Origin of the sequence: Streptoalloteichus hindustanus, assembly GCF_900129375.1 — a bacterium.
GTDB lineage: Bacteria > Actinomycetota > Actinomycetes > Mycobacteriales > Pseudonocardiaceae > Streptoalloteichus > Streptoalloteichus hindustanus.
The window spans coordinates 257,509-277,390 of the sequence record NZ_FQVN01000008.1 but is presented as its reverse complement, the minus strand read 5'-3'; the positions used below and the strand labels follow the sequence as shown (position 1 = coordinate 277,390).

The window sequence follows — 19,882 nt, the reverse complement described above, 5'->3', positions numbered from 1 at the left end:
GCTAGGCAGACGTGGGCTCGATCGCCGGCGCCGGGACCGGTGCTGGGACCGGCACGGACAGCCCGACCGCCTGGTCCAGCAACGCGCGGTGCAGGTCGGCCCCGGCGAGGTCGGCGCCGGTGAGGTCCGCCTGCTGGAACGAGGCGTACTCCAGGTCGGCGTCCCTGAGGTCCGCGCCCCGCAGGGAGGCGCGTTTCAGGTGGCCGCGCGCGAAGCAGGACCGGGCCATCAGCGCGTTGTCCAGCACGCCGTCCGAGACGTTGACCCGGTAGCCGTCGACCTCGGTGAGGTCGGCGCCGGTCAGGTCGCAGTGCTCCAGCGACGGCGCGTACGAGAGGTTGGTCCCGGCGAGGTCCTCGTGCCGCAGCACCGTGGTCACCGCGCTGAGGGTCTCGTAGGTGTCCGCGCGCAGGGCGCACAGCCACCGCCCGACGTCGACGCGGCGGAGGGTGGACCGAGGTCCGTCCGGCTCGGTCAGCGAGAGCAGGCGGTAGAGCAACGCCGTCGCCCGGGGCGACACTCCACCGTCCTCCAGCGGCGACGTGGTGGGAGCGGCCGGCCAGTGGCGGGCCAACAACTCCGGCACGATCTCGCGCAGCGCGTCCGGGTGTCCCGCGACCGCGTCGAGCAGGCGGCGCGCCGGACTCATCGGGTCGAACTCCGGCCGCCGCGCGAGGGCGTCGCACGCCTCGACGACCGCCCGGGCGTCGCCGGTCCCGAGAGCGGCCGCGACCTCCTCGGCGCGGTCGGCCAGCGGGCCGGTCGCCGGGTCGTCCTCGTCCTGGCGGGGCAGGGTGAGCAGCAACGTGCCCGGCAACGCGTGCCGGACCACGAAGCAGGCGTCGCTGACGTAGATCGCCAGCCGGGTGTTCGGCAGCCGGGAGCGCAGGCGCTCCAGGAGGTTCCGCAGCACCAGCCCGTCGACCCCGCGCCCGCCCCATGCCGCCAGGTCCGGGGCGTCCAGCACCAGGACGTCGGGGTGCGGATCATTGTCCACAGTGGACGCGAACGCGTCGGTCGAGCCCATCTCCGCGCCGGCCAACCGAAGGATCTCCGTAGTGAGCCCCGACGCGGTCAGGCGCGTCAACAGCCCGGCGTCCGGGCGTCGGCGGCCGTGCCGCGCGGTGACCACCAGCAGCCCGCCCGGCGGCAGGCGCGTCGTGAGGAGCTCCGCCGGGGACGCCGGCGCGCGGGCGGCGACCTCGGCGAGCGTCTCGTCCGGGGGCTGCCCGTCCAGCTCGCCGGCCCAGCCCCAGACGCCGGTCGCGGCGGCGGTCACCGCGCCCCCGCCCCCGCCCACACCCGCTCGCCGCTGGCCAGGTTCCGCGCGATCAGGTCGAGCCACATCACGTACTCGGCCGTCATGTCCAGGTCGCCCCAGAACAGGTCGGCCACGTCGTCGGTCTCCTCCTCGGACCAGTAGCCGTACGGGGTCTGCCGCTCGCACAGCAGGTCGCCGATCTGCTGCGCGATCTCGCGGTACCGGGGCTTCCCGGTCAGGCGGTAGAGCATCGCCGCGGCGACCCCGGCCTTGCCGCACGAGGAGTCGATGAACGCGTCGTCGTCACAGGTCTCGTCCATGTAGGTCATCAGCTCGGTGGCCAGGTCGAGGTACTTCTGGTCCTCGGTGGCCTCGTGCAGCGCGGTCAGGAAGAGCGCGGGCAGACCGATGAAGTACCAGTCGCCCTCGGCCTTCCTCACCGAGATCGTGACGGCGTCGTCGCTGGTCAGCACGTTGCCCTGCGCGTCGGCCACGGCGTGGAACAGGTTCTCCCTGTCCGGCTGCCCGGCCCACAGCGAGCCGAGGAAGTCGGCGGCGGACCTGGCGACCGACAGCCGGCCGGTGTAGAGCGCGGCGAGACCGCTGATGCTGGTCGAGACCGAGTCGCACCGGCCGTCGCCGGGCACGGCCGGCCCGTGGGAGCGGAAACCGCCGGTCACCGGGTTCTGCATGGTCTCGACGAAGGACATCAGCTTCGAGGAGAGGCCGAACCGGCCGAGCACGTGCGCGCCGATGGTCAGGTAGCCGTTGGCGTAGAGGTAGTGGACGTCGAGGAAGTACTCCTCCTCGCGCGGCTGCGGGATGTCGCCGTCGGCCTGGAGCAGCGACGTCACGTAGTCCGCGACCGCGCTCGCGGCCTGGGTGTGGCCGGCGGTGTGCAGCGCCCACATCCCCTTGTAGCAGGACTCGATGACGGCGGTCCTGGAGGGCAGCGCGCCGTTCGGGCGCTGCCGCTCCACCAGCCAGTTCGCCGCTCGCTGAGCCGCGCTCTTCAGCTCCTGGGGGCTGTTTCCGCTCAACGGAGTCTCCTTAGTCAGGGAATGGATGGGCGATTCTGGAAGAAACCCGCTCGGGTCTCGCGCCGACCGCCGCCGCGGCCGGAGAGGGGCGGGAGCCGCGACGACCGCGGGACCGACGTGCCGGCAATGGCGCACCCGATCGGCGTGGACATCCCGGGAAGCGGGGTCCGGACGATTCCGCGAGCGGGAACCGCGAACCGGGACCGCGTTTCGCCGGGAGCCGAAGAATCAGGTCGGCGGGACGGGTGCGCGCATGACGGCGAATCCGGCCGACGAGCTTCCGGAGCGAACGACATCGACCACGGGCGTCGGGTGGACCACGGCGCGCCGCTCGGGGCCGGCCGACGGGACAACCCACTGGACAGGCCGTACGGCCTGCTGGTTCGGCGATGCCGGAACCCGCGCGAGCCGCGGATGCCCGGGAAACCGGGCGGCGTTTCGGGACGGGACGCCGTCCACGCGACCGTTCGTGACCAAGAGGTGGCCGCCCCCTCCCAGCTTCCCGCCACGTGCGACCGGGAAATCGGCATGGATCGTCAACAGCCTGTTCGGGTGCCGAGGATCGCACGCGTTCACGACGCGTCGAAATACGCCGAACGAGGGTAACGCAGATCACACACTCTTTTCCTGGCGCGATGTCCCGAAGTGCCGAGAAGAGCTGTTGTGAATCTTTCGAGCAATACCGGGAATGACGCGACGGGAGGTAGGGTGCGCATTGGTGCGGATTCGCGCTTTTGTCGACTGATTCTTGCGGGAAGATCGTGGGTGAACTGGGGTGCGGGCACGGCTCGCGGTTGTGCGGTAAGGCGATATGAGAATTGACGACGTCACGCGCCCCGGCCTCGCCGGCGGTGTCGTCGCGCTGCGGGCCGACGCCTCCGCGGAGTGGGGGGTGGGGCACGTCGTCCGCTGCCTCGCCCTCGCCGAGGAGGTCCTGGCCAGGGGCGGCCGGCCGGTGCTCGTCGCCGACCTCGGCGACGTGGCCTGGCTGGCGGAGGAGGTCCGGGCGCGCGGGCTCGCGGTGCGCCCTCCGGCGAGCGACCCGGCGGGGTTCGCCGACCAGCTCCACGCGCTCGGCGCGCGCGCCACGGTGATCGACTCCTACCGGCTCGGCCCCGAGCACTACACGGCGGCGCGCGCGGTCGCGCCGGTCGTCGCGCTCTACGACCGCCACTCCGGGCCGGTCCCCGGCGACGTGCTGGTCGACCAGGTCTTCGGCGCGGAACAGGACCCGCCGCCACCGGACGCCGACCAGGCGACGGTGCTGCGCGGACCTCGGTACGCGCTCATCCGGGACCTCGTCCGGCGTCACCGGCCAGCCACCCGACCCGCGGCCATGCCCCTCGCCGGGCGGGCGCCCCGGGTGCTGCTGGTGCTGGGCGGCACCGACGCCCGCGGCGCGACCGGGGCCCTCACCGAGATCCTGCTGGCGTCCTGCCCGTCGCTCGACCTCACCGTGGTCGGCGGCGGCCTCGACGGCCCCGCGCCGGCCACCGGCGCCGGCCAGCGCCTGTCGGTCCACCGACCGTCGGCCGAGCTGCCCCGGCTGATGGCCGAGGCCGACCTGGTGATCAGCGCGGCCGGCACCACGTTGGCGGAGCTCTGCTGCGTGGGCGCGGCGGCCGCCGCCGTGTGGGTGGTGGACAACCAGCTTCCCGTCTACCGCAGCGCGCTCGCCGCCGGCTGCGTGCACGGACTGGGCTCGCTCGCGGAGGTGCTGGCCGACCCCGGGCGCGCCGGCGCGGCCGTCCGCGCGCTGCTGGAGTCGCCGGAGCGCCGGACCGCGCTGGCCGGCGCGGCGTGGGAGCTGGTGGACGGCGCGGGCCGCGGCCGGGTGGTCGACGCTCTGGCGGCCCGGCTCGCCGACCGCCGGCCCGCCACCCGCTGATCCAGCGCCCACGGATCTGGCACCCGCTGACCCCGCGCCCCAGGAGTCCCCCCGGCAGTCGACGCCCCCGACGACAGGAGAACGACCGTGCCCAGGATCGACGAGTCCCGCCTGCGTGATCTCCTCGCCGCCGCCGCCGGGGTGGCGCCGGCCGAGCTGGACGGCTGGCCCGGCCGGGCCGGCTGGCTGGACCGGGCGGCCGCGATGCTCACCGACTACGTGGCCGGCGTGCCGCTCGGGTACGTGCTCGGGGAGATCCACTACCTGGGCAGGGCGTTCCGCAGCGACCGCCGCGCCCTGGCCGTCCGCCGGTACAGCGAGCCGCTGGTGCGGCGGATCGTCGACGACTTCGCCGGCGAGCCGGTGCGCGCGGTGGAGATCGGCTGCGGGGCCGCCGCCGCCATCTGCACCCTCGCCAAGGAGCTGACCGGCGAGTTCGTCGGGACCGACGTCGTACCGGAGGCGCTGGAGCTGGCCGAGGAGAACGCGACCCGGCACCGGGCCCCGGTCCGGTTCGTCGTGAGCGACCTGTTCGACGCGCTCGACGGCCGGTTCGACGTGATCTACGCGAACCTGCCCCGCCACCACCCGAGCACGCCCATGCCGGAGGCCCGGTGGGAGCCCTCCGTCGCGCTGTACGACGACAGCGCCGAGCCGTTCGGGCTGCTCCGGCGGTTCTTCGCCGAGGTGCCGGACCGGCTGACCGAGCGGGGCCGGCTGTACCTGGAGATCCCGCTGGACCCCGCGATCGCGGACCTGCTGCCGGGTGAGCCGGTGGTAGACGGCGACGGGGACGACTTCGCCCGGGTGATCACCGCGGCCGACGCCCGCCGGCTCCCGGCGCTGGTCGACCGGCTCACCTGGCCCGAGGGGTGACGGCCACCGTCGGGGAAGCCGGCCGCTGCCGGCTTCCCCGACGGACCCGCCGCCTCGGCTACTCGGCCGGAAACCGCACACCGGTCGACACCGGGACCAGTTCGGCCAACGTGCTCACGGTGGGGCAGCCGGGCGCGGCGACGCCCAGCCCGAACCGGTCGACCAGGACCGCGGTCATCCCGACCTGTTGTCCGGCGAGAACGCCGGACAGGGCGTCGTCCACCAGCACGCAGCCGTCGGGCGCGGCGCCCCACGCCGCCGCCACGCGACGCAGCGCCTCCGGCCGGGGGACGTCGCCGTAGTGGCCGTGCGGGCCGAGGCTGTGGTGCAGCCGGTCGAGCAGCCAGTCGCCGCCGTCGAGTCGGGGAAGGCGCTTGGCCAGCAGCTCGCCGGCGTTGCGGGAGGCCGTGCAGAACGCCAGCGGCGTGCCCGCCAGCGCCGCCGCGTCGAGGAAGTCCCCGGCGTCGGGGAACAGGACGGTCTCCTCGGCCTGCTCCAGGAACACCTGCTGCTTGACCGCGGCCAGCTCGTCGACCAGCGCCGGCGGGGGCGCCAGCCCGGCGAGCTCCAGCGCGGCCCTGGCCCCGACCTGCCTCGGCCGGCCCGCGATGTGCCGGTGGTACCGCTCCACCGTGATCTCGGCGGAGCGCTCCGGCGCGTGGTCGCGCAGCACCCTGGCCAGGCCCCGGCGCCATGCCGGCAGGTGGGGCGTGTCCAGCAGCGTGCCGTCGATGTCGAGGACGACCAGCGCCGCGTTCTCGGTGTCGCGCACCGGCTACCTCCCCGAGTCGAGGAGCAGGCCGGCGGCGCGGGTCGAGGAGTCGAACACGGCGTCGTCGGTCAGCACGAAGCTCCCGCCGACGGCGCTGACCGCGTCGACCTCCTCGACCACCCGCGGGTCCCGCATGTTCGCGTAGTCGGCGCCCTTGAAGTAGTAGTCGGGCCGCAACGCGCGGATCAGCGGGACCGCGGTGTCGTCGTCGTTGAGCAGCACGTAGTCGACGACCTCCAGCGCGGCCAGCACGGTCAGCCGGGCCTCGTCGTCGAAGACCGGCCGGTTGGGGCCCTTGTTGATGCGCCGGGCCGCGGTGACCGAGACCAGGAGCCGGTCGGTGTGCCCCGCCGCCTGGGTCAGGTGGTGGACGTGTCCGCTGTGGAGGATGTCGAAGCACCCGTGGCACACGCCGAGCGTGATCTTCTGCCGGGCGAGCTGTTCGCGCAGGTCCTGCGCTGCCGGCATCGTCAGGACCTTCGTGGAAGTAGGCACACCGACCACCCCAGTTTTCTGTGAACGTGTCGCGGGAGACGGGCGGGACGAACGGGATCAGGGACCGGAGCCGGGCGGCCGCTGCCCGGCGGCGGACGCGCCTCCGTCGGGCGGGTCCGCCGGGGCCGCGCCGCCGGGTCCGGGGACGCCCGGGTTGAGGGCGCCGGGGTTGGGGACACCGGGGCCCGGGACGCCGGGGCCGAGGTCGCCGCCACCACCTCGGCCGGCCAGGACGCGCCGGTAGTGCGCCACGGTGCGGTCGACGCCGACGCCGTCGCCGAAGTTCTCCTCCAGCCACGGCCGGCCCGCGCGCACCCGCGCCCGGTGCTCCGCGCCCCGCGCGAGTACGTCGCGGACCGCGCGGACCAGCGCCGGCACGTCCTGCGGCGGAACCAGCAGCTCGGGCGCGACCGTGCCGACGGTGTCCCGGAGCCCGCCGACCCCGTAGGCCACCACCGGGACCCCCAGCACCATCGCCTCGATCGCGCTGCCGCCCAGCTCCTCGTGGACCGACGGCATCACCAGGACGTCGATCCCGCTCATCGTCAGCGGAACCTCGTGGTTGGGCAGGAACCCGGTGAACACGAACCGGTCGGAGAGCCCGGCCGCGGCCACCCGCTCCTCCATCCTCGGGCGCTGCGGCCCGTCGCCGACGACGAGGAACACGACGGGCTCCGCCGGCGGGTCGGCGGCCAGCCGGGCGGCCAGCTCGACGAAGTGGGCCCAGCCCTTCTCGTGCGCCACCCGGCCGACGTAGCCGACCACCTTCGCGTCGGCGGGCAGCCCGGCGGCGCGCAGCCGCTCAGCCACCGGAACCCCCGCGTCCACCGGGGGTTCCGGGTCCACCGAGTCGGGCACCACGTCGACGCGCACGGCGTGCGGGCGCAGCGCCGCCCGGACGACGTCGGCCGTGCGTGCGGTCAGGGCGCACACCCCGTCCGCCCGCCGCAGCGCCCACCGCTCGACCGCGGCGACGAACCGGTGCTGCCACTGGTCGTACCGGGACATCGGCTGGTAGACGCCCAGCCGCGAGCAGTGCAGCACCAGGCTGTAGGGCCGCCGCAGCAGGGCCGAGGCGATCGGCCCGGCCAGCAGCGCCCAGAGCTGGCCGTCGGCGTGCACCTGGATGAGGTCCGGCCGCCGGCTCCGCCGCCGGCGCGCGCACTCGGCCATCGCGCCGAGGAACCACGCCAGGTTCAGGCCGACCAACCCGGTCAGCTCCGACCGCAGCCGGGGCATCGGGGCCCTGGTGATCCGGACGACCAGCCCCGGCGAGTCCTCCCGGACCCGGGGCAGGCCGGGGAACCCGACCGTGAGCACCTCCTGCCGCACGCCGCGCCGCGCCAGTTGCCGCGACAGCCGGAGGATCTGCACCTGCATCCCGCCGACGGCGTCGAACTCCGCCGGCCACCGGTCCACGCAGTCGTGGTGGAAGAACGGGGTGAGCCGCAGCACGCGCAACCGCATCACCTATCCCTCGGGCCGCGTGCGACGGCCGATCGCCGCCGCCGACGCGGGGTGGGCGAACTCGGAGACCACCGCGTCCACGACCGCCCGGTCGGCGACGGTGAGCGGCAGGCCCTCCGACTGGAGCGGGACGCCCGGCGCCTTGAGCAGCACCATCACGTACCCGTCGTCGCCGGCTCCGCTGAGGTAGCCGCGCTTGTTGTCGTAGCGCAGGCGGAGCTGGACGTCGGCCGGGCTGACGTGGGCCGGGAACGCCAGGTCGATCCCCACCCGGGAGATGAGGTCCCGGTGCAGCTCGACGAGGTCCTCGCCGGCCAGCCCGAGCCGGCGGGCGATCTCGGCCTCGGCGAGCATGCCCAGCCCCACGGCGGCGCCGTGCGAGACCTCGCCCTTGGCGGCGTGTTCGAGGGCGTGCCCCACGGTGTGCCCGTACTCCAGGACCAGGCCCTGTTTCCGCTCGTGGACGTCGGCCTCGGTGACCTGCGCCTTGGCCGCGATGCTCTCGTCGATGATCCAGCGCATCACGTCGTCGTCGTAGCGCTGGTCCAGCGGCAGGTGCGCGGCCAGCCGGTCGATCATGCTCGGCCGGATCGCGAGGGCGTTCTTGACCACCTCGCACAGGCCCGACCGGATGTCCCTGGTGCTCAGCGTCCGCAGGAAAGCGGTGTCGGCGAGCACCTCCACCGGCTGGTAGAACGTGCCGACCAGGTTCTTGCCGACCGAGCTGTTGACCGCCTGCTTGAGCGACAGGACCGAGTCCAGCATCGCGACGATCGTCGTGGGCACGTGCACCAGCCGGATGCCGCGGAACATCAGCGCGGCCATGAGGCCGGCGATGTTGCCGGTGATCCCGCCGCCGAGCGCGACGACGATGCTGCGGCGGTCGGCGCCCAGCCGCAACGCGGTCTCGACCAGCTCCGCGAGGGTGCCCAGCCCCTTGTTCTCCTCACCGCCCTCGTGCACGAGCAGCTCGGCGGGGCCGGCCGTGCGGCGGACGCGCTCCACCAGGTCGGTGCCGTAGAGGCCGGCGACGGTGGGGTCGGCGACCACCAGGTACCGGCTGGCCTCCAGCTCGGCCAGCCGGTCGACGATCTGGTCGACGCACGCCGTGCCCAGCCGGTAGGGGAAACGGACGTCTCCCATGGCGACAGTCGTGACCTTCATCCCAACTCCCCCAACGTGAGTCCCTTCCCTCGCTCAGGCGGCGAGTTCCGCGCTGTTGGCCAGGACCTTGCGCACCGCGGCCGCGATGTCGTGCATGTCCGCCTCGTCGCCGAGCAACGCGGCGTGGTGGAGCGTGAAGGCGCGTTGGGCGAGCCCCTCGCAGACCGGGAGCTGGAAGCGGGAGGCGTCGATCCGCTTCTCGTAGTCCTCGCCGATCGCGTAGCGCCGACGGCTGGTCGGGTCGTAGAGCTTGTTCACCGGCAGCGGCCGGTACGAGGGGACGACCGAGAAGCCCAGCTCCGCCGTCAGCGCCGCGGTCACCCGCGCGATGTCCACGCCGACCAGCTCGCCCTCGGGCAGCCGCGCGCCGTAGACGTAGTAGGTCCGCGAGTCCGTCCCGGGGGAGGTCTGCTGCGGGCGGCAGCCGAGCTCGGTGAGCAGGCCGTCGAGCACGGCGGCGTTGCGGGCGCGGCGGGCGTTGAGCTCGTCGAGCTCCTTGAGCTGCTCGACCAGGACCGCGGCGTGGAACTCCGAGAGGCACCGGTTGTTGCCCATCAGCTCGCCGGTCTCGACCAGCTCCATCGCGCCGGCGCTGGGCGCCGCGGCGGGGTAGCACCGGCCGTCGGCCCGCAGGTGCTCCACCCGGCGCGCCAGCTCGGCGTCGTCGGTGACGACCGCGCCGCCCTCGCCGCTGGTCAGCACCTTGCTGTGCTGCATGCTGAAGGTGCCGGCCCGGCCGTGGGTGCCGACCCTGCGCCCCCGGTACACCGCCCCGTGCGCCTGCGCGCAGTCCTCGATCAGCGCCAGGCCGTGCCGGTCGGCGATCTCCCGCAGCGCGGCGAGGTCCGCGACGGCGGAGTACAGGTGAACCACGGCGACGGCCCTGGTCGCCGGCGTGATCGCGGCCTCCACCGCGGCCGGGTCCACGCACCAGGTGTCCGGGTCGATGTCGGCGAACACGGGCACCGCGTTGACCCCGACGACGGTGGACGCGGAGGCGACCCAGGACAGGCCGGGCACGATCACCTCGTCGCCGGCGCCGACCCCGCACGCCTCCATGGCGAGCATCAGGCTGGCGGTGCCGCTGGCCGCCGGCACGCAGTGCGCGGCCCCGACGTAGTGGGCGAAGTCGCGGGCGAACCGCCGCTCGAACGACTCGACGCCCCGGTACGGACCGCTCAGGGACCACCGGGCCGAGGCGAGCACCTGGCTCAGCGCCTCGGCGGTCCCCTTCGCCGGCCGCGGCCACAGCGGCCACTCCCTGGTCCGCACCGGTGTTCCCTGGTTGATCGCGAGCTGCGCGGGCATGGTTCCCCTTTACGGTGAGCTTCGTGGTGTGGGAGTCCGCCGGGCCCGGTGCGCGGGGACGCGCGGCGCGCGTGGTCGGACCGACCACGCACCGGGTGGGCGGTGTCAGCCGAGGTTGAAGTACGAGCGCGTGTTGCCGTTCGTGCGCCGCAGCGCGAGGTCCAGGGCGTCCGCGTAGTCGTCGAGGCCGAACTCGTGGCTCAGCAGCGCGTCGGTGTTGATCGCGCCCGAGGCCAGCACCTCGATCGCCTCGGCGAACCGGCCGCCGGGGCCGAGCGAGCCCCTGATCGACAGCGCCTTGACGGTGGCGTGGTGCGGGGCCATCACGCCGGTCTCCTCGACCCGGTAGCCGACGAGCCCGATCCGGCCGCCGGGGCGCACGACCTCGATCGCCTCCTGGACCGCGACGGGGTAGCCCGACGCCTCCAGCACGACGTCCGGCACCAGCTCCGGGCGGCTCTCCACCAGCGCCGCCAACTCACCCGGCGCCGCCGAGGTCACGGTCCGCGCGCCGAGCTCCCGCGCCCGCTCCCTCCGCTCGGTCACCGGCTCGGAGACGGTCGTGACCGTCGCGCCGCGCAGCGCGGCGGCCTGCATCAGCAGCAGCCCGATGCCGCCCGCGCCCAGCACCGCGACCTTGTCGCCCTCCCCGATCCCCGCGTTGGCGACCGCGTGCAGGGCCACCGCGAGCGGCTCGACCTGGCAGGCCGCCTTCAGGTCCAGCGCGTCCGGCAGCCGGTACACGTTGTGCACGGGGATGGTCATGTACTCCGCGCACGCGCCGTCCCGGTTGAACCCGAGCTCCTGGAGGTTGTCGCAGAGCACCGGGGTGCCGCGCTCGCACGGGGCGCACCGGCTGCAGGAGACGGTGAGGTCGCCGGTCACCTTCGCGCCGCGCAGGCTCTCGTCGGCCCCGTTGACCTCCACGACGGTGCCGCTCCACTCGTGGCCCGGCACGACGGGGTAGGTGAACCCGTGCCACACCCCGCGGTACAGCGACAGGTCGCTGCCGCACAGCGAGTTGTAGGCGATCTTCACGAGCGCCTCGCCCCTCGCCGGCTCCGGGACGTCCTTGTCCCGCAGCAGGGCGCGTTCCGGGGCGTCGAAAACGAGTGCCTTCATCCGGTCTCTCCCAAGGTTTCTCTGGACCGCCAGCACGCGGTCGCGACGGAGTGGCCCGGCGGCGCTCGCGGCGCCCGGGCCGGGATCGGGGTTCCTGGGTCGGGTCAACCGCCGGCCGGGGGCGCCGACTCGGCCCCTGGCACCGCCTCGGCCGGCGCAGCCTCGGCCTCGGCGAGCAGGCGTCGCGCCTCGGCGCCGAGCAGGTCCACAACCTGGTCGACGTGCCAGCGGCCGCGCTCGAAGTCGGCGTGCTCCCTCGGGTCCCTGCCCTGGATGCCGGAGCGGGTCAGGTGGCACTCCCTGCCGGGCAGGTCGGAGAGATCCAGCTCGTCCAGCCGCTCCAGGTGCACGTTCTCCGGGAACAACGCCCCGTACACGGAGGTCTCCAACGCGCCGGCGTGGTCCATGTCCAGGTGCAGCTCGGGGTCGAACCCGCAGTCGTCGTCCGAGCCGTCGAAGGTGACCATGCCGCGCAGCCCGGTCTCGTTCCTGACCCGCTCCAGGGCGCAGGCGATGGGGATCGTCTGCTTGGTGGTCCAGTGCCCGGACACCACCACCGCCGCGCGGAAGCCCACAGTGGACAGACCGCGCAGGATGTCGGTGTAGAGCTGGAAGATCGTCTCGACCCGCAGGCCGGGGTGGGTCGCGCCGCGCCAGTTGCCCTGCATGAAGCCCCAGGGGCTGCCCGGCAGCACGATGCCGCCGTGCCGGCGCGCCGCGCGCTCGCAGATCGCGGTCGCCTTGTCGGTGTCGACGCCGTAGGGCATGTGGGCGCTGTGCCACTCCAGGGAGCCGACCGGCACGTAGGCGACGGGAGCCGCCGCGAGCCGGGCCTCGAACTCCCTGGGCAGCAGCCGGTCGTACCGCACCTCGTCGGCGGGAGCGGTGGTGGCGGAGGTAGCCGCAGAGTCGGCGGTGGTCACGCGCTCACCGCCCCGGCGTACTCGGCGCGCAGGTCCGCGACGGAGAGCCACTCGTCGTTCTTGTCCGACGTGTAGCTGAAGCCGTCGGGGACCGGGGTGCCGCCGGCGGGGACGTCCGCCTCCTCGGCCAGCGACGAGCGCACGACGTAGCGGTCGCCCAGCCGGACCGTCCGCCGGGCGTCCGACTCGGAGATCATCTCCTCGTGGAGCTTCTCGCCCGGCCGGATGCCCACCTCGTGGATCGGGCTGCGCGGCGCGATCGCCTCCGCCAGGTCGATGACGCGCATGCTCGGAATGCGCGGAACGAAGATCTCCCCGCCGGACATCTGGTCGAAGGACTCGACGATGAACCGGACGGCGGCCTCGATGCTGAGCCAGAACCGGGTCATCCGCTTGTCGGTGATGGTGATCGGTTTTCCGGCGGCGGCGAGCTGTTTGAACAACGGGATCACCGAACCGCGGCTGCCGAGCACGTTGCCGTACCGCACGACGCCGAACCTGGTCCCCCGCCGGCCCGCGTACTCGCTCGCGGCGACGAAGAGCTTGTCCGCGCAGAGCTTGGTGGCGCCGTAGAGGTTGACCGGGCTGGACGCCTTGTCCGTGGACAGCGCCACGACCCGCGAGACCCCGGTCTCGACGGCGGCGTCGATGACGTTCTGCGCGCCGAGCACGTTGGTGCGGATGTACTCGATGCAGTTGCGTTCCGCGGTGTCGACCTGCTTCAACGCGGCGGCGTGCACCACGTGCTCGACGTCGCGCATGGCGTGGCGCAGCCGGTCCGGGTCGCGGACGTCGCCGATGACCCACTCCAGGCGGCGGTCGTGGTCGAACGCCTCGCGCAGCTCGCGCTGCTTGAGCTCGTCGCGGGAGTAGACGACCACCGAGTCGCAGCCGAGGGTGTCGAGCGCGTTGCGGATGAAGGCGCGACCGAGGGAGCCGGTCCCGCCGGTGATCATCACCCGGCTTCCGGTCAGGACATGATGTGAGGACAATTCTTCCCCCTTGTGCTGGTCGGCCAGTGTGGGCGAGAAAGCGGATCGAGCCGGATTCGTCGAAATCACCGGGGCCTCCGGGAGAACCGCATGCGAAAAGCGGTGGTGAAAGGTTCCGTGAAAACCGGGGTTCCGACGCGGCCCACGGCCGCGCCAGCCGGCCGCGGGTCGGCGCCGAGGGCGTCCCGCGCGCCAGGCGCGGCCCGCCGGTCAGCTGTCAGCTGTCAGCGCCGCGTCGCCCCGTCAGCCCGGCGGCGCCCCGGGGACCCGGGCGGGCGCTGGGCGCGCAGGAGGCGGCCGGTCCGGTCGCCGCCAGCCAGCTCGACGGCGCCGGCCACCGCCGCCACCGCGGCGTCCAGGCTGTCCGGTGCCTCCGGTCCGCCCATGTCGGTGGGGATCCACCCCGGGTCGACGGCGTTGACCACGATCCGGTCGGGTCGCAGCGCGATGGCCAGGTTCCTGGTCATCGCGTTCAGGGCGGCCTTGGCCATCCGGTAGCCGGTGAACAGGCCGTCGAAGGTGTCCTCGTCGGCGTCCCGGCTGGTCACGTTCACCACGGCCGCGCCGCCGGCGGCGCGCAGCAGCGGCAGGAACGCCCTGGTCACCAGCAGCGGGCCGCAGGCGTTGGTCAGCAGCAGGTCGAGCGCGTCCCCAGGCCGGAGGTCCTGGAACTCCTCCTCCTCGTGCCGGAACACCCCGGCGTTGTTGACCAGGGCGTGCAGCGGCCCGCCGAGCTCGGCCACCGCCGCGACGGCGGCGGCGACGCTGCCCGGGTCCGTCACGTCCAGCGCGACGGCGGACACCGGCGCGCCCCGACCACGCGCTCTCGCGAGCACCGGCCCGACGTCGCCGACCCGGCGGCAGCCCAGGACGACCGACCACCCCCGGTCGGCCAACGCCTCCGCTGCACGCAGACCCAGGCCCCGGCTGGCGCCGGTGACCAGCACGCGCCTGGGACCCGCCGCCGTCACCGGAACCCGCCCACGTCGACGGCGCGCGCGAGGACCCGGGCCACCCCGGTCCGCCACGCCGTTCCCACTCGCCGGCCGCCGCCGCGACCGGTCCACCGGTCGGGGTCGCCCCGCCGGCTCTCACCACGTTCCCGCACCTGGTCACCATCCCGATCACCCGCCCGCGGGGCGGTTCTTCCGCACGCGCCGCCGCGGCGCGGCGGTTCCGCGCGGCGGACAACGACGCGCGCCCGCATCCCAACGTCGACGGTGGGGGGCACGCGTGAACCGTGAGCAAAACGTCCGCCGATCGGCGTCCGTTTTGTTTCCTACTCCCGCCCCGACCGGCCGCGGACGGCGGTGGGCGAGAACACGGCGGCAGCGTCGGCGATTCCGGAAGGGGCAGCGACGTCAACCGGCCCGCCACTTCTGGCGCGGCCGGCTCGGCATCGTCCGGAACCGCCTGGGGATATGTTGTTGTCGGAGCTGTTCTCCACTCTGCCGCCGAGTGCGGCAGAGCGGGTGACCCCGGTCGGGAAATTCGGAGCGGGGCAGCGTTCCGAAGATCGTCTTCCGGGCTCGAGAACAACGAAGCGGACCGGCTTTCGCCTTTCCGTCGCCGTCCTGTTTCTGTCAACGACCGCGGGTCGCCGCAGAAGGCGCGACACGGGCGGAATCGGAGGGGGCAGGCCCGCGCCCGCGGTCAACACCGGGGCCACCGGCGAGGCGCTCACCAGGGATTTTCTACCCCCGGCCGCGTCGTCACCCGCCGGCCTCAACACCGTGGCGAGCGAACCCGCCTGGTGTCTTAAATGGCCCCGAAAGCCGAACATGACGTGACGGTACAACCGGGGTCGGACGGGGGCAAGGCAAAAAATCAGGGGTCTGTCCTGCCTCTTTCCCGGCTACGTCCGTTCGAGTGAAAATGGTGCCGAACGGGCTATCTCCTAATTAGACTCGCTCGCGTCAAGCCACCGGCGGCGACCCCCAGCGCCGCAGATCAGGATGGTGTGATGACAGAGAGCGCGACGAAGGGGGAACACCTTCGGTGAGCGCCCCTTCCCGGGCTCGCGCAACCGTCGGAGAAACCGTGTTCCCGCTGGTCGCGGGACAGGTGGCGTCGCCATTCACCGGTTTGCGCCGACCGTGCCGGTTCCGCGTGTTCCCGTACTGCGGAGGAACCGCTGGCACGGTTTTGTTCCGCATATTCCGAAGGAGTTGGTCGCGTGAAGTTCGTGACGCTGCAGGAGGCCGCAGGACAGGTCTTTGACGTCTGCGTCGTCGGGAGTGGCGCCTCCGGCGCGGTCACGGCGTTCACGCTGGCCGGGCGCGGCATGTCCGTGCTCGTCGTCGAGCAGGGCGACGTCATCCCGCCGGGCGGCAAGATCGACGATCACCTGGACCCGGACAGCTGGGCCTACGCCTGGCGGCACGGCCGCTGGTGGACCACCGGCTACCCGTGGTCCGCGCAGGCCTTCGGCGGCGGGACCGTCTTCTACGCCGGCGTGTCCTTCCGGTACCACCCGCGCGACTTCGCGCCCAGCCCCGAGTTCCTGGGCGCGGCAGCCTACGAGCACTGGGGTCTGACCCGGCAGGACCTGGACCCCTACTACGACTGGATCGAGGACCAGCTCGCCGTGGCCGGGCCGTCCGGGGCCACCGTCGCCGAGTACCAGTTCCCCCGCTACAAGCGGGAGAAGCTGAGCTACACCAGCCAGGGCCGCGTGCTGGCCGAGGCCGCCGCCCGGCTCGGCTGGCGGCCCGTGGCCACTCCCCTGGCCATCAGCGGCGTCGCCGACCGCTTCACCCGCGGCTGCCAGCAGCTCACGCCGTGCACCGACAACGCCTGCCCGGTCGGCGCGAAGGCGGACGTGGCCTCCCGGCTGCTGAGCCGCTGCGACGACAACCTGTCCGTCCTGTTGCGCACCAGGGTCGCGCGGCTGGTGGCCACGCGCCCCGGCGTGGTGGACTCGGCCGAGGTCCTGCACGCCGACGAGCGGGACAGCGGCACCATCCGGGCCCGCCGGTTCGTCCTGGCGGCCAACGCGATCCAGTCCGCCGCCCTGCTGCTGCGCTCCGCCTCGCGCCTGGAGCCGGACGGCATGGGCAACAGCAGCGGCATGGTCGGCCAGCACCTGGCCATGAAGAACAGCGTCTACCTCCGCACCCACGTCCGGCGCGAGGACGACTACCGGCCCCTGCAACACCGGTACTCCAGCATGACGTCGCTCGACTCGATGTACGACCCGGAGTTCCCCGACGGGATGGGCGGCCTGATCTACGAGGCCAACCCGTGGGACAACGTGAAGGACAACGCGTTCATGCCGCTCCAACTGGAGTGCAGCGTCGGCGACCGGCCGCGGGCCAGGAACCAGGTGCGGCTGAGCAAGGACCTCGACTCCTACGGCCTGCCGCGGGTGGTCATGGACTACGTCGCGCACAAGCGCGACCTGGCCCGCCTGCGCGTCCTGCGGGGGCGCGCGAGCGAGCTGCTGCGCTCGCTGGGCGGCCGGGTCAGGCACGTGAGCACCAAGTACGAGCTGGGCAGCGCCCACCTGCACGGAACCCTGCGCTCGGGGCGCGACCCCCGTTCCTCGGTGACGGACCCGCTGGGCCGCCTGCACGACTACGACAACGTCTGGGCGGTGGATGGCGCGGTCTTCCCCTTCGCCGGCAACCTCAATCCGACGCTCACCATCCAGGCCAACGCCCGGCGGATCGCCTCCGCCATCTCCTGACCCAGGCCCCCCGACTGGCTCGGCCGCACCGCTCCCGGTGCGGTCCCCCCACGTGAAGAGGTGCGACGCATGCGGCTCGGCAAGTTACTGCTGGTGAGTCCGAAGACCTCCTTCGGACGTGATCTGCAACGGACCTACGCCGGAGGGCTCGGCACCGTCTGCAAGGACGAGGACTTCCTGCTGCCCCCGCTCGACCTGATGCGGCTGGCCGGCGTCCTGCGGGAGGACGCCGACGAGATCGCGATCGCGGACGAGGAGGTCACCGGCGTCGTCGCCGCCTCCCCCGGCAGCACGGTGATCTGCCACGTCTCCCTGCCCAGCCTGCTGGAGGACGCCGAGCGCATGGCGACCTTCCGGGAGCAGGGCGCGCGCTGCTACGCCTACACGAGCATCCGCAGCCCCGTGCAGTGGCGGGAGCTGTTCGAGCGGGCCGGCTGCGTCGGCATCCTGCTGCCCGAGTCGATCTCGTTCGCCCGCGCCGCGCTCGCCGGCGACGCCACCGTCCCCGGCCTGGTCACCCCGGAGAACCTGCTGGAGCCGCGGCACCACCAGCCGCGGTTCGGCGACCTGGCGGCCGAGCCGCTGCCCGCGCGGGACCTCGTCGACCACACGCCCTACATGTTCCCGCCGATCTCCCTCAACGGGATCACGAGCATCAACGGCAGCTTCGGCTGCCCCTACCCGTGCCGCTTCTACTGCCCGTACCCGCTCAGCGAGGGCCGCAAGATCCGCACCTACCCGGTGGAGCGGATCGTCGCCGAGTTCCGCCAGTGCGCCGAGCTGGGCATCACCGCCGCGGTCTTCCGCGACCCGGTGTTCTCCTTCCACCGCGACCGCACGATCGAGATGTGCCGGGCGATCGAGGCCGCCGGCACCGGGGTGCCGTGGTGGTGCGAGACCCGCATCGACCGGCTCGACGAGGAGGTCGTCGCCGCGCTCGTGGCCGCCGGCTGCGTCGGCGTCGAGGTGGGCGTGGAGAGCGGCGACCCGGAGATGCAGGCGACGGCCGTGCGCAAGCGGCTCGACCTGGACACCGTCCGCCGGTTCCACGCGGTGGCCAGGAAGGCCGGGCTGAAGCTGGTCTTCCTGTTCCTGATCGGCCTGCCCAGGGAGACCAGGATGTCGATCCGGCGCACGTTCGACTTCATCCTCGAACTCGGACTGGCGCACACCGAGTTCAACCTCAGCGTGATCACGCCGTACCCGGGAACCGAGCTGCACCAGATCGCCGTGGACAAGGGCTGGATCGACGGCTCGCAGGACAACTTCACCAGCCACAACGCGGTCATGCACACGGACCAGCTCACGATCGGGGACCTGGAGCAGGCCAGCCGGTTCGTCGACGAGCTGCACGGGGTGTGCAAGGCGGGGCCCGCGGAGCGGGCCGAGTTCCAGGCCAGGCTGCACGCCTGGTCGACCAGCGACGCCTGACGACCGACGAGAGGGACCCACACGATGTCGCCGCACCCGCAGAAGCGAAGATCCCGCACCAGCGCGCTCCTCGCGGTCGCCGCCCTCGCGGCGGCGCTCTCCCCGACGATCCCCGCCGTGGCCGACGACACCGCCGAGGGCTTCGCCCTGGCCCCCAACGCGGACCGGACGCACCACGTCCGGAGCGCGGTCAGGGGCGGCAAGGCCCGCAACGTCCTGCTGTTCGTCGGCGACGGCATGGGCGACTCCGAGATCACCCTGGCCCGCAACTACGAGCTGGGGGCCGCCGGCCGGCTGAACCTGGACCGGCTGCCCCTGACCGGCGCCTACACCACCTACTCGGTCGCCAAGGGCGACCCGGGGCGCGTCGAGTACGTCACCGACTCGGCGGCGGCGGCCACGGGCTACGCCATCGGGGCCAAGACCTACAACGGCGCCGTGGGCGTCGACGCGCACGGCAGGGAGCGGCCGACGATCCTGGAGCTGGCCAAGCGCCGGGGCTACCGCACCGGCAACGTCACCACCGCCGAGCTCCAGGACGCCACCCCCGCCGCCCTCTCGGCGCACGTGCTCGACCGCACCTGCCGAGGCCCGCAGGACATGAAGGAGTGCGCGCCGAACGACAAGCGGAACGGCGGCGCGGGCTCGATCGCCGAGCAGCAGGTCGCGCTGCGGGCCGACGTGCTCATGGGCGGTGGCGGCAAGTACTTCGACCAGCAGGTCGCCGCCGGCCAGTTCGCCGGGCGGACCGTGCGCCAGCAGGCGGTCGACTCCGGCTTCCAGGTGATCACCTCGGCCGACCAGATGCGGGCCCTCGACCGGGAGCGGCCCGTACTCGGCGTGTTCGCCGCCGAGGGTCTGGACAGCACCTGGACCGGCCCGCCGGCCAAGGCGGGCGGGACGCCGCCGAGCCGGTGCGCGGAGAACCCCGCCCGCCGGAAGGACCAGCCGACGCTGGCCGACATGACCCGTGCCTCGATCGACCTGCTCGAACGCCGATCCCGCGGCCACGACAGGGGGTTCTTCCTCCAGGTCGAGGGCGCGCAGATCGACTGGGGCGCGCACGACGGCCTGCCCTGCGAGCAGATCGGCGAGACCGTCCAGTTCGACCGGGCGGTGGCCGTCGGCATGGAGTTCGCGCGGCGGCGCCCGGACACGCTGGTCATCGTCACCGCCGACCACGCGCAGACCACCCAGATCATCCCCAACGGCCAGAAGAGCCCCGGCATGACCGCCACCCTCATCACCAACGAGGGCGGCCACATGACGGTCAACTACGCCACCGGGCTGCCCGGCGAGCTCCAGGAGCACACCGGGACCCAGGTGCGGATCGCCGGGTACGGGCCCCAGGCCGCCAACGTCGTCGGCGTCACCGACCAGACCGACCTGTTCCGCACCCTGTCCAGGGCGATGGGAGTCCGCTGACGGCGGACCCGCCGCCACCACAACCACGTC

Annotated in this window: 17 protein-coding genes; 5 read left to right on the top strand and 12 right to left on the bottom strand. The window is 73.3% G+C overall.

All coding sequences use genetic code 11. From position 1 onward, the window contains the following. Nucleotide 1: 1 nt before the first annotated feature. Nucleotides 2-1,300 carry a pentapeptide repeat-containing protein gene (locus BUE43_RS24490; RefSeq protein ID WP_073487329.1) on the bottom strand — a complete coding sequence of 433 codons (1,299 nt, stop codon included), beginning with the start codon at nt 1,298-1,300 and terminating at the stop codon, nt 2-4. Beyond that, nucleotides 1,276-2,301 (bottom strand): beta-L-arabinofuranosidase domain-containing protein, encoded by a 1,026-nt coding sequence (locus BUE43_RS24485; RefSeq protein ID WP_073487326.1) that lies wholly within the window; start codon nt 2,299-2,301, stop codon nt 1,276-1,278. The genes BUE43_RS24490 and BUE43_RS24485 overlap by 25 nt, the downstream gene beginning before the upstream one ends. An 811-nt stretch (nt 2,302-3,112) precedes the next feature. On the opposite strand from BUE43_RS24485, the gene BUE43_RS24480 reads away from it, so the two are divergent. Both BUE43_RS24480 and BUE43_RS24475 read left to right on the top strand, forming a co-directional pair. Then, nucleotides 3,113-4,189, top strand: coding sequence for a PseG/SpsG family protein (locus BUE43_RS24480; RefSeq protein ID WP_073487324.1), 1,077 nt, complete (start codon nt 3,113-3,115; stop codon nt 4,187-4,189). A gap of 87 nt (nt 4,190-4,276) precedes the next feature. Next, nucleotides 4,277-5,065 carry a methyltransferase domain-containing protein gene (locus BUE43_RS24475; protein ID WP_073487322.1) on the top strand — a complete coding sequence of 263 codons (789 nt, stop codon included), beginning with the start codon at nt 4,277-4,279 and terminating at the stop codon, nt 5,063-5,065. Nucleotides 5,066-5,123: 58 nt separating this feature from the next. Here BUE43_RS24475 and BUE43_RS24470 read toward each other — a convergent pair whose 3' ends face one another. The 10 genes from BUE43_RS24470 to BUE43_RS34370 form a co-directional block, all read right to left on the bottom strand. Continuing rightward, on the bottom strand, nt 5,124-5,837 hold the full coding sequence (locus BUE43_RS24470) for an HAD family hydrolase (protein WP_073487319.1): 714 nt from the start codon (nt 5,835-5,837) through the stop codon (nt 5,124-5,126). Nucleotides 5,838-5,840: 3 nt separating this feature from the next. After that, nucleotides 5,841-6,305: an adenylyltransferase/cytidyltransferase family protein gene (locus tag BUE43_RS24465; protein ID WP_073487317.1), complete on the bottom strand. Its 465-nt coding sequence runs from the start codon at nt 6,303-6,305 to the stop codon at nt 5,841-5,843. Between the two features lie 84 nt (nt 6,306-6,389). After that, nucleotides 6,390-7,799, bottom strand: coding sequence for a glycosyltransferase family 4 protein (locus BUE43_RS24460; protein WP_143174354.1), 1,410 nt, complete (start codon nt 7,797-7,799; stop codon nt 6,390-6,392). Between the two features lie 3 nt (nt 7,800-7,802). After that, nucleotides 7,803-8,963, bottom strand: coding sequence for a 2-deoxy-scyllo-inosose synthase (locus BUE43_RS24455; protein WP_073487312.1), 1,161 nt, complete (start codon nt 8,961-8,963; stop codon nt 7,803-7,805). Nucleotides 8,964-8,996: 33 nt separating this feature from the next. Then, nucleotides 8,997-10,271: a DegT/DnrJ/EryC1/StrS family aminotransferase gene (locus BUE43_RS24450; protein ID WP_073487310.1), complete on the bottom strand. Its 1,275-nt coding sequence runs from the start codon at nt 10,269-10,271 to the stop codon at nt 8,997-8,999. Nucleotides 10,272-10,376: 105 nt separating this feature from the next. Continuing rightward, nucleotides 10,377-11,393, bottom strand: coding sequence for a zinc-dependent alcohol dehydrogenase (locus BUE43_RS24445; RefSeq protein WP_073487308.1), 1,017 nt, complete (start codon nt 11,391-11,393; stop codon nt 10,377-10,379). A gap of 104 nt (nt 11,394-11,497) precedes the next feature. After that, the gene (locus BUE43_RS24440) at nt 11,498-12,316 is read right to left on the bottom strand and encodes a creatininase family protein (protein ID WP_073487306.1); all 819 of its coding nucleotides are present in this window, start codon (nt 12,314-12,316) and stop codon (nt 11,498-11,500) included. After that, a complete protein-coding gene (gene pseB, locus BUE43_RS24435; protein WP_073487514.1) occupies nt 12,313-13,272 on the bottom strand; it encodes a UDP-N-acetylglucosamine 4,6-dehydratase (inverting) in 960 nt (319 codons plus the stop codon). Before pseB ends, BUE43_RS24440 begins: the two co-directional genes overlap by 4 nt. Nucleotides 13,273-13,532: 260 nt before the next feature. Continuing rightward, on the bottom strand, nt 13,533-14,255 hold the full coding sequence (locus BUE43_RS24430) for an SDR family NAD(P)-dependent oxidoreductase (protein ID WP_159447786.1): 723 nt from the start codon (nt 14,253-14,255) through the stop codon (nt 13,533-13,535). Between the two features lie 20 nt (nt 14,256-14,275). Beyond that, entirely contained in the window at nt 14,276-14,416 is a 141-nt protein-coding gene (locus tag BUE43_RS34370) for a hypothetical protein (protein ID WP_159447785.1), read from the bottom strand. A 1,068-nt stretch (nt 14,417-15,484) separates the two neighbouring features. Between BUE43_RS34370 and BUE43_RS24425 the strand changes: the two genes are divergently transcribed. The 3 genes from BUE43_RS24425 (at nt 15,485) to phoA (ending at nt 19,852) form a co-directional block, all read left to right on the top strand. After that, nucleotides 15,485-16,996, top strand: coding sequence for a GMC oxidoreductase (locus BUE43_RS24425; RefSeq protein WP_083960101.1), 1,512 nt, complete (start codon nt 15,485-15,487; stop codon nt 16,994-16,996). A gap of 69 nt (nt 16,997-17,065) precedes the next feature. Next, nucleotides 17,066-18,427, top strand: a complete 1,362-nt coding sequence (locus BUE43_RS24420; protein ID WP_073487302.1) for an AprD4 family radical SAM diol-dehydratase — start codon at nt 17,066-17,068, stop codon at nt 18,425-18,427. A 24-nt stretch (nt 18,428-18,451) separates the two neighbouring features. Further along, nucleotides 18,452-19,852: an alkaline phosphatase gene (gene phoA / locus BUE43_RS24415; protein WP_073487300.1), complete on the top strand. Its 1,401-nt coding sequence runs from the start codon at nt 18,452-18,454 to the stop codon at nt 19,850-19,852. Nucleotides 19,853-19,882 lie beyond the last annotated feature (30 nt).

Excerpts from the sequence above, each read along its gene's own strand:
- BUE43_RS24455 (WP_073487312.1), bottom strand. The coding sequence starts at position 8,963 with ATGAAGGTCACGACTGTCGCCATGGGAGACGTCCGTTTCCCCTACCGG.
- phoA (WP_073487300.1), top strand. The coding sequence starts at position 18,452 with ATGTCGCCGCACCCGCAGAAGCGAAGATCCCGCACCAGCGCGCTCCTC.
- pseB (WP_073487514.1), bottom strand. The coding sequence starts at position 13,272 with ATGATCACCGGCGGGACCGGCTCCCTCGGTCGCGCCTTCATCCGCAAC.
- BUE43_RS24460 (WP_143174354.1), bottom strand. The coding sequence starts at position 7,799 with ATGCGGTTGCGCGTGCTGCGGCTCACCCCGTTCTTCCACCACGACTGC.
- BUE43_RS24480 (WP_073487324.1), top strand. The coding sequence starts at position 3,113 with ATGAGAATTGACGACGTCACGCGCCCCGGCCTCGCCGGCGGTGTCGTC.
- BUE43_RS24420 (WP_073487302.1), top strand. The coding sequence starts at position 17,066 with ATGCGGCTCGGCAAGTTACTGCTGGTGAGTCCGAAGACCTCCTTCGGA.
- BUE43_RS24450 (WP_073487310.1), bottom strand. The coding sequence starts at position 10,271 with ATGCCCGCGCAGCTCGCGATCAACCAGGGAACACCGGTGCGGACCAGG.
- BUE43_RS24445 (WP_073487308.1), bottom strand. The coding sequence starts at position 11,393 with ATGAAGGCACTCGTTTTCGACGCCCCGGAACGCGCCCTGCTGCGGGAC.
- BUE43_RS24465 (WP_073487317.1), bottom strand. The coding sequence starts at position 6,305 with ATGCCGGCAGCGCAGGACCTGCGCGAACAGCTCGCCCGGCAGAAGATC.